The organism is Dyadobacter sp. UC 10, from assembly GCF_008369915.1.
In the GTDB taxonomy this organism is placed as follows: domain Bacteria; phylum Bacteroidota; class Bacteroidia; order Cytophagales; family Spirosomataceae; genus Dyadobacter.
In genome coordinates, this window is the sequence record NZ_VSRN01000001.1 from 3477713 (window position 1) to 3491680 (window position 13968).

Sequence of the window (13968 nt, forward strand, 5' to 3'; positions counted from 1 at the left end):
CGCGCAATGCAATTCGCCCCCGTATTTATGTCAAAAAGATTTTTATTCCTGATCGCATTATGTTCCAATGTGCTTTTATTGTCTTGCGGCGACAAGGAGCAACGAGCGGAAACTTACGCGCCGCGTCCAAAAGGCTTTAACCGGATCGAGCTGCCGGACCACAATTACCAGCAGCTTACAGAGCAGCATCCCTATATTTTCGAAGTTTCCCGGTTTGCCAAAGTGGAGCCGGATACATTTTCAACGGCGGAAAAGCATTGGATCTTCATCAATTATCCCGCATTAGAAGCCAACATCCAGCTGACTTACAAGGCTATAAACAATGATCCTTCCCGCCTGAAATCATTTATTGATGACAGCTACAAGCTCGCCGGCAAACATCAGATCCGGGCTTCCTCTATTCAGGAACAGCGGGTTTTAAGTAAAAGCGGCCGTACTGCTATTATGTTTAAGATTGAAGGCGACGTGCCTAGTCCGTATCAGTTTTACACAACCGATAGCACGCAGCACTTTCTGCGGGGCGCTATTTACTTCCCTTCTGCATCAAAAAACGACTCACTGGCACCGGTAATTGATTATCTACAAAAGGATATGGTTCATTTACTGAACACGCTGCGGTGGAGATAAAAATGAACTTGGTATTGCAGTGAAAAATCGAAGGGTGTATCTTTGAAGTTCTCACCTCAACACGATCAGCACTATGCGCAAAAAGCAACCAAAGAACCAACTCCCATTAGACTTCTCTGTTCGTGGAAACCGGATCGTCCTGCATCTCGGACAAGTAGAAAGTCAACGGTTGGGAGATCAGCTTTTTGATGGGTTGGTCAATGGTGACTGGATGATTGAGCCGGCGGGCGAAGTAGCCGATATTTCTTACGCACAGGACATTGTCCACCAGATCGGTCATAAACTGCCTTACCCGGAAGGAATCAAAATAGCCCAGTTGCACATGGTAGATCCGGCGTTCAAAGGTTTTTCAGCGATTTACAGGCAAAAAGGCTGGGTATTCGTAAATGCAAAATCGGATATTAACGAACGTAACTACCATATTCACCTGCTCACAGTCTCGCTGGGCTTGCATACATTGTATTCCAATATAGCATCACTGGCTGCCCGCTCGGAGCAGTTGATTTTTGAAGCACTTTTACCTTATAAGGAGGTTGAAAGTTTTTTCAGAAATGATATATTCAAAATTCCCGATTCACTTGCTTCCGATATCGCAGGGTTCTTTAAAGTGCCTTTTCCAATGGTATTAAAAAGAGCATTGGCACTTAAAATCATCACGGATGAGCAATACCGGAACTTCATGACAGCCAATCCCTCAGCGTCTGTCAAACCAAGAGCGCTTTTTGTTTCCAAAGATGGTAGTATCGACGATCTGGAAGCGCAGCTTTTTTCCGGAAGTCTGGGAGAATAATCCTTAATTTCTTTTAACAGACATATTACTCAGGTCAGGCAGTGGGCTTACGGAAGTCCAGCCGCCGTCTACTACCAGACTTTGGCCGGTAATATGCCCTGAATGCGGAGATAATAGAAACAATGCCGCATTTGCGATATCTTCACAAATTGCCGGTCTGCCCATCGGTGTGATCGCCGACCAGGTTTTGGGGTAGGTAGGGTCTTCCGCCAAAGTTCTTTCCGTTAATGTTGCGCCCGGCGCTACTGTATTAATCGTAATCCCATAGGGCGAAAGCTCGATTACAAGATTTTTGGCCAGCATTTCCAGTCCGGCTTTCGTCATTGCATAGGCACCTAAAAATTTGTGTGCCTGGTGACCTACAACCGAGGACATGAGGAGTACGCGCCCTCCCGATTTTTGCTGGCGCATTTGTTTGGCAGCAGCCTGAGTAAGCATAAATGATCCCATTAAGTTCACTTCGAGAACCTGACGGAGTTTGTCAGCGGGATATTCAAAAAAGTCGCCAAATAGCGTAATACCTGCATTTGCAACACAAATAGTGAGTTGACCAAAACATTTGACAGCTTCGTCGACCATGCCGTCGATCATCTCCTGCTTTGACGCATCTCCCGCAAATGCAACACAATCGCCGCCTTTGTTCCGGATTTTTTTAGCGGCTTCCGCGGCGAGCGACTGGTCGGCATCGTTGAGAATGACTCCAGCGCCCTGAATTGCAAGCTGTCTCGCAATTTCAAATCCTATTCCCTGCCCTGCGCCGGTTACAATAGCTACCTGGTTGTCAAATGGTAAGTTATTCATATCAGTCAAATTCATTGGAATAGGGCATTAATGTGAATCCCTTGTCACTTTATCGCCCGAACCGCCTTTCAGGAAGTCGAGGTCGGCACCTTCGTGCGCTTGGAGAACGTGGTTAATGTGCAGATTTACATATCCCCGCTTGTAGCCCAAATCCAGCGGTTTCCAGACACATTTTCTCGTTTCCAGCTCCTCCTGGGATACTTCCAGGTTTAGCCTCCTGTTTGCAACATCCAATTCGATAAAATCACCATCGCGGACCAATGCAAGGGTACCACACACGGCAGCTTCCGGCGAAACGTGCAAAACAACTGTTCCAAATCCCGTTCCGCTCATCCGGCCGTCGGAGATGCGTACCATATCAATCACGCCTTTCGCCAGCAGCTTTTTCGGCAAAGACATATTGCCCACTTCCGGCATACCCGGGTAGCCTTTCGGGCCTACATTTTTCAGAACAAGGATACTATTTTCATCTACGTCAAGATCAGGGTCGTCGAGACGCGCTTTGTAGTCGTCAATATCTTCGAACACAACTGCCTTGCCTCTGTGCTGCATAAGCTCCGGGTTCAGCGAGGCAGAAGGTTTAATGACCGCTCCATTTTCGCAAAGATTACCCCTGAGAACCGCCAGTCCGGTCAGGTCTTTGATCGGCTCGGCCAATGTTCCTATTACTTCGGGGTCAAAGCATTCTGCATTGGCGCAGTTTTCGCCCATGGTTTTTCCGTTGGCAGTGATGACGCCGTCGTGTAGCCTGCCGATCAGTTCTTTAATGACAACCGGTAAACCGCCAGCGTAATAAAAATCTTCCATAAAATAGCCGCCGGAAGGCTGCAAATTGAGCAGCAGCGGCACCCGGGCGCATATATCGTTGAAATCATCCAGCGTAAGGTCCACGCCAATTCTTCCTGCGATCGCTAACAAATGGATCACAAAGTTGGTAGAACCGCCGATCGCGGCATTGATCATAATTGCATTTTCAAATGCTTCTTTGGTCAAAATCTGCGATAACCTTAAGTCTTCGTGCACCATTTGTACAATCCGCCTGCCGGACAAATGGGCCAGTACTTTCCGGCGCGAATCTGCTGCCGGTATGGCCGCATTTTCAGGCAGGGTTAAGCCTAGCGATTCGACCATGCAAGCCATTGTGGAGGCCGTACCCATTACGGCGCAGTGTCCGTCGCTGCGGCACATGCAGGCTTCAGAGGTCGTGAATTCTTCCTGCGTCATCTCGCCTTTGCGATAAAGCTCGCTGAAACGCCAGACGTCGCTGGTACCGACGGTTTTTCCGCGATACCGACCTGTAAGCATTGGCCCGCCGGAAACAACAATCGTAGGGATATTCACGCTCGCTGCGCCCATCACCAGCGAAGGGGTAGTTTTGTCACAGCCGCAAAGCAATACAACGCCGTCGATCGGATTCGCGCGGATCGATTCCTCTACGTCCATACTAGCCAGATTGCGGTAAAGCATTGCGGTAGGCTTCATCAATGTCTCGCCGAGCGACATCACAGGAAATTCGAGCGGAAAGCCGCCTGCTTCCCAAACTCCCCTTTTGACTGATTCGGCCAGCTCGCGAAAGTGGCCGTTGCATGGTGTCAATTCTGAAAATGTATTGCAAATACCGATAACCGGCCGTCCCTCGAATTCATCGGCAGGGTAGCCCTGGTTTTTCATCCAGGCCCTGTATATAAACCCGTCCTTTCCTGACTTTCCAAACCAGCCGCGGCTGCGTAACTTATTTTCTTCCATTGTCGCCATAGTTTACAGATAATAAGTAAAGCCTTGCCTCAGTAAAATATAATTCCGTCAACCCTTTAAAATAAAAATTGTATATTCGTTTTACATGTGCTACTGGTTAACCGATGATTTCCGGAAGAAGTTATAAATTCTTGTTTTTCTTGCTTTTACCATTGTTTGCATCACCCACACTTGCGCAAATCCAATCCGATGGTTTTATAGAAAAATTGCTGAAAAAGCATCCCGAACGCTTCTCCGAAATCCTCAAAAATCCAGAAAAATACCAGGTTCAGATTCTGTACACCCGCATTGACAGGAACAAAAAGAACGAGCCGCATTTTACGACGTATGCTTACCGGCTCAATAAGGATCAGTATTTCTATCCTGCCAGTACCGTCAAGCTTCCCGCTGTGGCATTGGCTTTTGAAAAACTGAATAAGCTCGGCATAGATAAATATACTCCCATGCTTACAGGGGCAAGCCGGCCAGAGCAAACTGTCGTCACCAAAGATTCTACCTCCGAGAACGGCCTGCCATCCGTCGCGCATTACGCCAAGAAAATTCTCCTGGCGAGTGATAACGACGCTTTTAACAGGCTATATGAATTTATAGGGCAGCAGGAACTGAATGATAGTCTGCACAAAAAGGGTTATGTCGACACGCGGATCATTCACAGGCTCGAATCCAACATCGGCGCAGAAAATAACAGGTACACTAATCCGGTAAGGTTTGAGAAAGATGGAAAGGCTGTATACGAGCAGCCGGCACAATATAATGCTGAGGAATTCAAAGCGCCTGCCTCACTTTTAGTAGGAAAAGGATTTATGAAAGACGGGCAGCTTGTAAATGAGCCTTTTGATTTCACAGCAAAAAATAGCTTTCCGCTGGAAGAGCAACACCGGATGCTGAAATCGCTTTTTTTTCCGGAGCAGGTCCCCGCAAGTCAGCGTTTCAACCTGACGGAAGATGATTACCAATTTCTCTACAGATATATGTCGCAGTTTCCGGTTGAAACCGACTATCCCGCACATTACACCGACGATTACTATGACGGATATGTGAAATTCCTGCTTTTCGGAGCCACAAAAACGCGTTTGCCGCGACATATCAGGCTGTTCAACAAGAGTGGCGACGCTTACGGTTTTCTGCTCGATAATGCTTATATCGTAGATTTTGAAAAAGGCATCGAATTTATGCTGACAGCTATGATCTACTGTAATGAAGATGAGATCTTCAATGACGATAAATATGAATACGACACGGTGGGCTTACCTTTCATGGCAAACCTGGGCAAGACGATTTTTGAATATGAATTGGGTAGAAAACGCTCCGTGAGGCCGGATCTTGATCGTTTTGAAGTAGAATATGACAAATAGGGGTTTACGAAACCCGCATTTTAAACCTCGGCGCAATCTGGCAGATATATAGATTGATCAGATGGCCTACAATGAGCAGCGCAGAGCCGGCGTAGCTGAGCCAGGTAAAAATCGCGTGCTTTCCTTCGAAAATCAGAGAAAACGAAAATAAGGCAAGAGCAACCCAAAGCATTACGCGGATAGGTACAGACTTATGGTGACGCGTGGCGTAATAAACAGCAACACCATTTATCAGAATAAAAAAGAAATCAAGAAACCGAAGCCCCGAATGTGAATGATGCGAAGCAACGCCAGAACCAAATGCCAGCGCAGGAACAAGGAGACAATGGACTATGCAAAGCACAGAACCCAGAATTCCTATGTAATCGGCTTTATTATGTGAGTGGACTGACTTCATATTTAAATACAATAGTGTTGCAAAAATAGAACATATAAGTTCGACTTGCAACCGCGTTGCAGAAATTTTTTATTTTCATGGCCTCCGTCAGATGCGCCAACTTAGAAATTGTAAGTGATAGAACTTAACTTTGGTGTGAAAGGTTTTATTATCAACAGACTTTGTGAAGTAACAAACTATTGGAAACAATGGATCAATTAAGGGAAACACTGAAAGGGCATCATCTTCGTACAACCACTTGCCGTGAGGATGTACTTTCGACATTCATCACCAAAAAGAACGCACTTTCGCACGGAGATTTAGAAGGTGCATTGGGTGAGAATTACGACCGTGTCACCATTTACAGGACCTTAAAAACTTTTCTTGAAAAAGGTATTATTCACAAAGTACTCGACGATGAGGGATTGCGGTATGCATTATGTTCGCATAATTGTTCGGAGGAGCAGCACCACCATGATCATATTCACTTCAAGTGCAATGAATGCGGCGAGACAAACTGTCTTGAAAATCTGAGGATTCCGCTGGTTCAATTACCTCAGGGTTATCAACCCGAAAATTTCAATCTGCTGATCCAGGGTACCTGCCCGAAATGTAATTAGCCCCCAAACTTCCATTTAAGGCGTAAGGAAGCATTTCTCCCCATATCGTCGGCATAATACCGGAATCGATTGAGGTAATCGCGATATGCAGTATTGAAGACATTCTGAATACTCAGCCCTATTTCAAGCTCCTGTTTTTCTGAAAAACGCAGGGAAGTGCCCGCCTGCAGGTTCCATAGTGCGTATCCTTTTGGCGGAGCGAGGAAATCGCTGTTGGCCGGAACCCGTTTTTGGCGTGCAACTAGCAAATTGCCAACTGAAACGAAAGTATTGTGCCATTTTTCATCAGTCCCCGGAAGCTCGTATTTTAGCTCATTATCCAGTCGGTTCGGAGGGATCATAACCAGGTAGCTGTCATTTCGCCGGTCATAAACGCGCAGGTAGCTCAGCTTGCTTGCAATTGTTGTATGCTTTGCAAACTGCCAGGTTGCAGAAAGGTCAATGCCAGTGAATGACGCGTCTGTTTGGGTATACTTGAAATAAGGGAACGCACCGCGAATAGTAAGAATAGGGTCAGGTTGGGGTTTTAAGTAAATGTAATCGGCAATGTAATTGTAGTAGGCGCCAATCTCCGCTGACCATTTTGCGTCTTCATATTTCAGACTTGCAGTGGTATTGATCGCTTTTTCTGATTGCAGCGTTGCATCGCCTTTTTCGTAGGCTGCTGCGCCATGGTGCACGCCGTCGCTGAACAGCTCGCTCACATTGGGTGCCCGCCAGGCTGTGCCCGCATTGACCCGGGCAGAAATCCGCTCGGAAAAATTTCTCGTCGCACCGACTGTACCCGAAAAGTTAGCAAATTGAAAATCATCTGCGATTTTCTCCCGGTTTACAATTCTGTAGGTTTTCAATGTCCGGTAATCATAACGAATCCCCGCTTCCAGTTCCCATTGTTTTGTTACAAATCTTTCCATCCAGAAAAGACCCACATTGAACTGGTTGAAATTAGGAATCAGCGGACGCCCGTCCATTAAATTATATTGATACAAAGTGCTGACTCCTACCTGTCCGGCCAGCTTTCCCGCAATTGGTTTGTGGTCCCAGCCCACATCATTTGTTAACGTTGATAATTTGAAAGTCAGTTCCGGGCGATTGAGCGCGGCTATCGAATCGTTTCTTGGGCGGTGCAGGTCATACTCGTTCCTGTCGTTTAGCTGCCTCGCAAAAGTCCATTGGATACCGCTGCCGTTTTTAAAATGATAATGCGTTTCAGCTTTGATGAGCTCGTGGGTAACATTTTGGTTTGGGCGGGCTATATTGTAGTTGAACCCGGACTTCACAAGCGGCTCTCCATTTTTGATCACATTTAACAAATCTGTCACGCTGCCAATGTGAGAGCCTGAGAAAATACCGATCTGCGTCGCAAAACGGCTGTAAAAAACATCTATCCCAAAACCCTTATTTCGGTATCCTGCGCCCAAAGAAAAGTTCTTTTCACTGATCCCGGTATTGTCCAGAAAATAGCGGGGTGTACGGATATTTCCTCCGCGTTTGATGGTTCCCTGCGCCCGCCAGGCAAAGCCTTTGAGATTTTTTATCCCGCCCTGCAATGTAGCAGAGCCCACACCTTGCCGCCCATTCGAAAAACCCACCGCATTTATTTCGCCACTTAGCTGCTTATTATAAGGCAACTCCTCCGGTTCGACCAGAATAACGCCGCCGATCGCATCGGATCCATAGCGAACACCCGCGGCGCCTTTTACGACAGATAACCGGGTCGCGATAAATGGGTCTATCTCCGGCGCGTGCTCCGAGCCCCACTGTTGTCCTTCCTGGCGTACGCCATTGTTCATAATCAATATCCGGTTGCTATGCATACCGTGAATAACGGGCTTCGCGATTGAAGAGCCGGTTTGCAGTGTGGTAACACCCGTTACTCCTTTCAGGCTTTCCCCTAAATTTTGTCCCCGCGTTTTTTCAAGATCGGCACCGGAAATTGTTGTTAATGGCTGGGAAGAAGGCGCTTCCGATCGGTGAGCGGTAATTTCTACATCCTGTAAATGCACTTCCTGCTCTTCCAGGTTGAAATTTTCCTCGTGCCCGGCTGTGAGGTCCAGCTTGTGCTGAAATGCGGCATAACCCACAATTCTGCATTCAAGCGTGTAGGAGCCCGGACAAAGGTCCTGCAACTCGTATCGCCCCGATTCATTTGTAAAAACGCCTTTATTTTGCCCCACGATCTGAACCGTAGCGCCTACCACCGGCTGGCCAGTATGCTTATCTCTCACAACACCCTTCACAAAACAAGCGCAGTTTTGATTCTGGGCATAGGAGAAATGAGTATTCAGTAAAAATAGTATTAAGAAAAAATGGCGCTTGTGGAGCATCAGGGGGCTGACAGAGATCTGCTTTCGTTGTAAGATGCAAAAATAGCATTAGTGCAACTTTGTTGCAAATGAATTGCGCAAGTATTTTGGCTTTCTTATCTTCATTTCAAAGGCAGAATGTAAATTTGTGCCTCCAATCGTTTTCGAAGTTGTCGTACCTGCTGATTTCCAAAATCCTTTTAATGCCGCCGCTGATCGCAGGCGTCACGCTCGCTGTCAGGAAATGGGGAGAAGGACTGGGCGGCTGGATCGGTGGGTTTCCGTGGGTTGCGGGACCAATATCATTTTACATTGCACTTGAACACGGTCCGGCTTTTGCAGCTTCTACGATTACTTCCGCGCTGCTTGGTTCGGTAGGGACTATTTTGTTTGCCCTCGTTTATTCAATTTTATCCGCAAGATTATCCTGGCTGCCTACTGTGCTGATCAGCTATTCAGTATATTTTGTAGTTGCAGTATTATCACTCGGGCGGGAAATTTCTCTTCCCGCAGCTACGGTACTGAACTTGATTGTACTGACCTTAGTGTTGTATTTTTTTCCTAAACCAAAAGAAAAAACCGATTTCCGGAAGCAACCTTCCTACGACATTCCACTCAGAATGATCGTAGCAACTTTCTTCGTAGTCATATTAACACAGGCTGCTGATTATCTCGGACCGACATGGAGTGGTATCCTCACGCCATTTCCAATCATGACTTCAACATTAGCTGTTTTTACCCATTCACAACAAGGTTCCAATGCAGCGACCAGGATATTGTATGGTTTAATGCTGGCTGGCTATGGTTTTGTAGCTTTCCTTGTAGGGGTGGCCTGGCTGGTGCCGCAGATGCCGATTGCTTCGGCCTACGGAATTTTAATGGTGGGGACGATGGTGATCAATGGGATAACGATCAGGCTGATCCGCTGAAAGACCAGCCTGACTATCTGTTAAACTCTTTCCAGTTTTACAGGATAAGTTTTCTTGGCATTCCATTGACAAACGTAAATGTTCTGGTCGCCGTCAATGCAAACATCGTGGCAATGCATGAAAATGGGTTTTTCCTGTACCATTAACTGCAATTCACCATTTTTATATTCTGGCTTTGTCCCGCCTGGATTGGATATCACTTTGTTGTTTTTATCAAGTATTGTCACAAAACCTGAGTTAGGTGTTTGATTCAGATACTTCAAACGGGACCAGCACACGCCGGCAAACAGATTTTCACCCTGAAAGACAGGCCGGCAAACGAATGCACCGGGCAGGAACAAGGTACTCAGGTATTTACCGTCGAGTGTAAATCTTTTGAAGGCATTATGGGCCCGGGAAGTTACCAATAGGGTAGGATTGGCTTTGTCGCGATAATCTACTGCCACACCGTGAGCTGTTGAAAACTGTGCATCGCCGTCACCTGAACCTCCGAACTTATCAATAAATTCTCCCTTCTGGTTGTACCTTAATATGAAATTGGAACCGTATCCATCAGCGATATAGAGCGTACCATCGGGACCTACTGCTGTTTCTGTTGGTTTGAATGGATCCTTTTCCTTGTATGCGCCTACTTTCGAAGGGTGTTCTATCGTCAGCAGTACCTTACCTTTCAGATCTGTTTTAATAACTTTGCCGGTATTAGGATCCGTAATGAAAAGAAATTCTTCTCCATTCGCGTTCCAGAGCGTCAGGCCGTGGCCGCCGGGATATTCGTGTCCCCAGCTTTCAAGCAATTTGCCCGACCGATCGTAAATGAGGATATTGTTTTTAATTTCATCCGTCACCATGATCAATCTTCCCTTGCTGTCCTGCACCATTTCGTGGCAGTTGTTGACCGGAAATTTTGAAGCATCCAGGTTCCCCCAGCTCTGATGTACTTTGTACTTGTGCGTGCCGTGGCCAATGGTTTCCCCATCCGCTTTCGGTTTGGCATTGAGAATGTAAAATGGCTTAAAAGTAAGGGTCGCGGCGGCGGCGGCAGTTATTTTAGCAAACTGGCGGCGTGATTGTATTTCGGACATGAGAAATCTTTTAGTTGAAAAAGGCAGTTCCGATATTTTCTTACTATGATTTTAAGTTAATCGCAATTCGTTAACTCGCAGAATATCTTTTTCCGTAACGGTTTAGCCAGTCCATGAGGTGATTGACGTCCTGCATTTTGAATAATTCGCTCCCGGCATTCATGGTAGCAGCGGTTCCGCAGGCAACTCCCATTCTCACAGCTTCACGATGCGATTTTCCTTGTGACAAGGTCCAGACAATACCAGCCAGCATGCTATCTCCGGCTCCGACTGTACTTCGCGGCTGGACTGGCGGCGCTGGAATATGTTCTACCTGATCTTCCGTCACCAGCATCGCACCCATAGCGCCCATCGACACAACTACAATTTCACACTGACCGCGGATGATCAATGCGCGTGCAGCATCGTCTACTTCATCCATTTCCAATTTGTCGACACCCACAAGTTCGCTGAGTTCGGTGATATTAGGCTTAAGCAGGTAAACCCCTGCCTCAGTGGCGTAGCGCAACGCGTCGCCGGAAGTGTCGGCAATGAATCTCGCGCCTTGCTTGTGGGCGATTTTTGCTATTTGTCCGTAAAAATCGTCGGGTACTCCGGGAGGCAGGCTGCCGCTTGCGATGATATAGGAGGGTTTCGGGTCAAATTCTTCCATCATTTCGAGAATAGAGCGAACCTCTGTCGGCATCATCTCTGTCCCGGGCATCCCGAAACGGTACTGAAAACCCGTGCTGGTTTCCAACACGTGAAAGTTTTCACGCGTCCATTGTTTGGTTTCTATAACCATTGTTTCCACTCCCTCATTCTTCACCAGCTTATGCAGACGCTGGCCGGTTGGCCCGCCAATTGTAAAAATAGCGATCGGATTTCCTCCTAAGCGATGCACTGCCTTGGCGACATTGATTCCGCCCCCTCCGGCTTCAAAATTCGGTGTATCGCAGCGTAGCTTGTTGTCGGGCACAATGCGGGGCACATTTGAGCTCTTGTCGAGTGCTGGATTGATTGTAAGTGTTACAATTGGTCCGGTTGCCATAGGAGTACAGTTATCTGGTGGTATTGCGAATTTATGCGAATAAAAACAAAAAACTGATTAGCGCCGCTCCGTTCTTGAATTGTTCACATTGTGCAGGCATTTACTTCAGTACTGTCCATCGCTCACTTCCCAGCCACCGTCTACTGTGAAATTTTGCCCCGTAGTAAATCTGGCGTAGTCCGACATAAAATATACAGCAGCTCCATCCAGGTCTCCCGGTAAGCCGTAGCGTCCTCCGTCGAGAGCCTGTTTGGTGGTCACGAATCGGGCTGAGTCGGTTTGCTGTCCGTCAATACCTTCAATAATGCCCGGCGTAAGTACGTTGACGCGGATATTTTTCGTAGCGTAAGATGCGGCGATGGATTTCGAGAATCCTATTACTGCTGATTTTGCAGTGGCGTAAGCATGATTTGAGAAGTGCCGGGCAGGTGAAAAACCCAGTACCGAACTCATATTCAAGATACTGCCGCCTTTATTCATCCCTATAAAAGTGCGGATAGCCGCCTGATTGGATAACATCAGGGAAGTTAGGTTCCAGTCGAGCGTTTTGTTCCAGCCATCGAGCGACAGCTCGTGCAGCGGACCATCTCCAAATTTCTCTCCACCGCCGCCGGCTACATGGTAAAGTCCGTCAAAACTTCCGAATTCGCGAATGCAAAGCTGGATCGCCTCCATCGCTGTATTGGCATGTGTGGCGTCTCCCTGCTTCGCCCGGGCTGTTCCGCCAAGTTGTAGCTCTGCAATAAGGCAGTTTTCTGGATTGCGGCCCACTACGACTACATTCGCTCCATTTCTCACAAATGCTTTGGCAGCAGAAAAACCGAGTCCCGTCGTACCTCCTATGATTACTATCGATTTATTTCCCAGCCAGGTCTCCATGCTATTATTATTTTTTATTGCAAAATAGGACTATTGCCATAAAAAATAAAACGCCCGGCATCGTTTGCGATGCCGGGCGTTCAAATGTGTATGCTATTCTTATGCTACTGAGCGTAATATAGCCATGGAAGACTTTTCAAATTTATCTTTCGCATAATCCAGAGAGAGCGTAAATTCCCTGACATCTTTCTGGGATGGCAGATCAAACATGGCGTCTGTCATAATGGATTCGCAAATGGCGCGAAGGCCGCGCGCGCCGAGTTTGTAGGTCATCGCCTGGTCTACGATGAAGTCAAGCACCGCTTCCTCGAAATGCAGGGTAATGCCTTCCATCGCGAACAATTTGCTGTATTGTTTTACCAAAGCATTTTTAGGCTCTGTCAATATCCGGCGCAACGTTTCGCGATCCAGTGGATTCAGATGGGTAAGTACTGGCAAGCGGCCGATCAGCTCGGGGATCAGCCCGAAAGATTTAAGGTCCATCGCAGTCACGTAGCGCATCAGGTTACCTTTATCAAAAATCTCGATGATCCTGTTGTCTCCTGAGAAGCCGATCGGGCGCGTATTAATGCGCTTTCCGATATGTCTTTCAATTCCGTCAAATGCACCCCCGCAGATGAAGAGGATGTTTTCAGTATTCAGCGTGATCATTTTCTGGTCTGGATGCTTACGTCCGCCTTGGGGCGGTACATTCACGATCGAGCCTTCCAAGAGTTTCAAAAGCGCCTGCTGCACACCTTCACCGCTCACATCACGGGTAATGGACGGATTATCCGACTTCCGTGCGATTTTATCAATTTCGTCAATATAAACGATACCACGCTCGGCAGCTTCCACATTGTAGTCAGCAGCTTGCAATAACCTGGTCAGGATAGTCTCCACATCTTCACCTACGTAACCTGCCTCCGTCACTACAGTTGCATCGGCCACACAGAATGGTACCTGCAATATTCTGGCAATGGATTTGGCAAGGTAAGTTTTACCTGTACCCGTCTCACCAACCATGATGATGTTCGATTTTTCGATCACAACATCATCCTCGGTGGTAGTCTGGTTGAGCCTTTTGTAGTGATTATAAACAGCAACCGCCAGCGAGCGTTTCGCTTCATCCTGACCGATTACGTATTGTTCAAGAAAGTGTTTGATTTCAGTAGGCGGGATCGGTTTCAGCTTGGGAAGCTTACCCTTCTTCTCTTTTTTATCCTCCTTCGCCCCTAATTCTTCGGTAATCACCTGATGGCCCTGCGCTATACAGTGATTACATATATGTGCATCTATTCCGGAAAGCAATAAATCGACTTCGTTTTTCTTACGTCCGCAAAACGAACAACTTACTTGTGCCATTGAGTTATTTTATACAGTGTTGAAAAAACCGGCTCTGTTCCCGGAATGTTGAAATCGGTATTAAAACCGCAAAG

13 protein-coding genes are annotated in these 13968 nt (G+C 47.0%); 5 read left to right on the plus strand and 8 right to left on the minus strand.

All coding sequences use genetic code 11. From position 1 onward, the window contains the following. Window positions 1–27 precede the first annotated feature (27 nt). Together gldD and FXO21_RS14350 are read left to right on the plus strand one after the other, a co-directional pair. Entirely contained in the window at window positions 28–627 is a 600-nt protein-coding gene (gldD, locus tag FXO21_RS14345; protein WP_149640714.1) for a gliding motility lipoprotein GldD, read from the plus strand. 73 nt (window positions 628–700) lie between these two features. Beyond that, the gene (locus FXO21_RS14350; RefSeq protein ID WP_149640715.1) at window positions 701–1417 is read left to right on the plus strand and encodes a hypothetical protein; all 717 of its coding nucleotides are present in this window, start codon (window positions 701–703) and stop codon (window positions 1415–1417) included. Window positions 1418–1420: 3 nt separating this feature from the next. On the opposite strand, the gene FXO21_RS14355 is transcribed toward FXO21_RS14350, so the two are convergent. After that, entirely contained in the window at window positions 1421–2218 is a 798-nt protein-coding gene (locus tag FXO21_RS14355) for an SDR family NAD(P)-dependent oxidoreductase (protein ID WP_149640716.1), read from the minus strand. A gap of 27 nt (window positions 2219–2245) precedes the next feature. Further along, window positions 2246–3964: an IlvD/Edd family dehydratase gene (locus tag FXO21_RS14360; RefSeq protein WP_149640717.1), complete on the minus strand. Its 1719-nt coding sequence runs from the start codon at window positions 3962–3964 to the stop codon at window positions 2246–2248. 149 nt (window positions 3965–4113) lie between these two features. Here FXO21_RS14360 and FXO21_RS14365 point away from each other — a divergent pair, with 149 nt between their 5' ends. Continuing rightward, on the plus strand, window positions 4114–5328 hold the full coding sequence (locus tag FXO21_RS14365) for a serine hydrolase (RefSeq protein ID WP_310586908.1): 1215 nt from the start codon (window positions 4114–4116) through the stop codon (window positions 5326–5328). A gap of 4 nt (window positions 5329–5332) precedes the next feature. Here the strand turns inward: FXO21_RS14365 and FXO21_RS14370 are convergent, their stop codons facing one another. Next, window positions 5333–5725, minus strand: a complete 393-nt coding sequence (locus tag FXO21_RS14370) for a MerC domain-containing protein (protein WP_149640719.1) — start codon at window positions 5723–5725, stop codon at window positions 5333–5335. A gap of 188 nt (window positions 5726–5913) precedes the next feature. Between FXO21_RS14370 and FXO21_RS14375 the strand changes: the two genes are divergently transcribed. Then, window positions 5914–6324, plus strand: coding sequence for a Fur family transcriptional regulator (locus tag FXO21_RS14375; protein ID WP_149640720.1), 411 nt, complete (start codon window positions 5914–5916; stop codon window positions 6322–6324). Here the strand turns inward: FXO21_RS14375 and FXO21_RS14380 are convergent. Next, on the minus strand, window positions 6321–8564 hold the full coding sequence (locus FXO21_RS14380) for a TonB-dependent receptor (protein ID WP_225865689.1): 2244 nt from the start codon (window positions 8562–8564) through the stop codon (window positions 6321–6323). The genes FXO21_RS14375 and FXO21_RS14380 overlap by 4 nt on opposite strands. A 236-nt stretch (window positions 8565–8800) precedes the next feature. On the opposite strand from FXO21_RS14380, the gene FXO21_RS14385 reads away from it, so the two are divergent. Then, window positions 8801–9559, plus strand: a complete 759-nt coding sequence (locus FXO21_RS14385; protein WP_225865690.1) for a hypothetical protein — start codon at window positions 8801–8803, stop codon at window positions 9557–9559. Window positions 9560–9579: 20 nt separating this feature from the next. Here the strand turns inward: FXO21_RS14385 and FXO21_RS14390 are convergent, their stop codons facing one another. From FXO21_RS14390 to clpX, 4 genes are all read right to left on the minus strand, one after another. After that, complete coding sequence (locus FXO21_RS14390; protein ID WP_149640722.1) at window positions 9580–10641, minus strand: NHL repeat-containing protein; 1062 nt, start codon at window positions 10639–10641, stop codon at window positions 9580–9582. 70 nt (window positions 10642–10711) lie between these two features. Further along, window positions 10712–11671, minus strand: coding sequence for a 1-phosphofructokinase family hexose kinase (locus FXO21_RS14395; protein WP_149640723.1), 960 nt, complete (start codon window positions 11669–11671; stop codon window positions 10712–10714). A 105-nt stretch (window positions 11672–11776) separates the two neighbouring features. Next, a complete protein-coding gene (locus FXO21_RS14400) occupies window positions 11777–12550 on the minus strand; it encodes an SDR family NAD(P)-dependent oxidoreductase (RefSeq protein WP_149640724.1) in 774 nt (257 codons plus the stop codon). A 99-nt stretch (window positions 12551–12649) separates the two neighbouring features. Beyond that, a complete protein-coding gene (gene clpX, locus FXO21_RS14405) occupies window positions 12650–13894 on the minus strand; it encodes an ATP-dependent Clp protease ATP-binding subunit ClpX (protein ID WP_149640725.1) in 1245 nt (414 codons plus the stop codon). Between the last annotated feature and the right edge of the window lie 74 nt (window positions 13895–13968).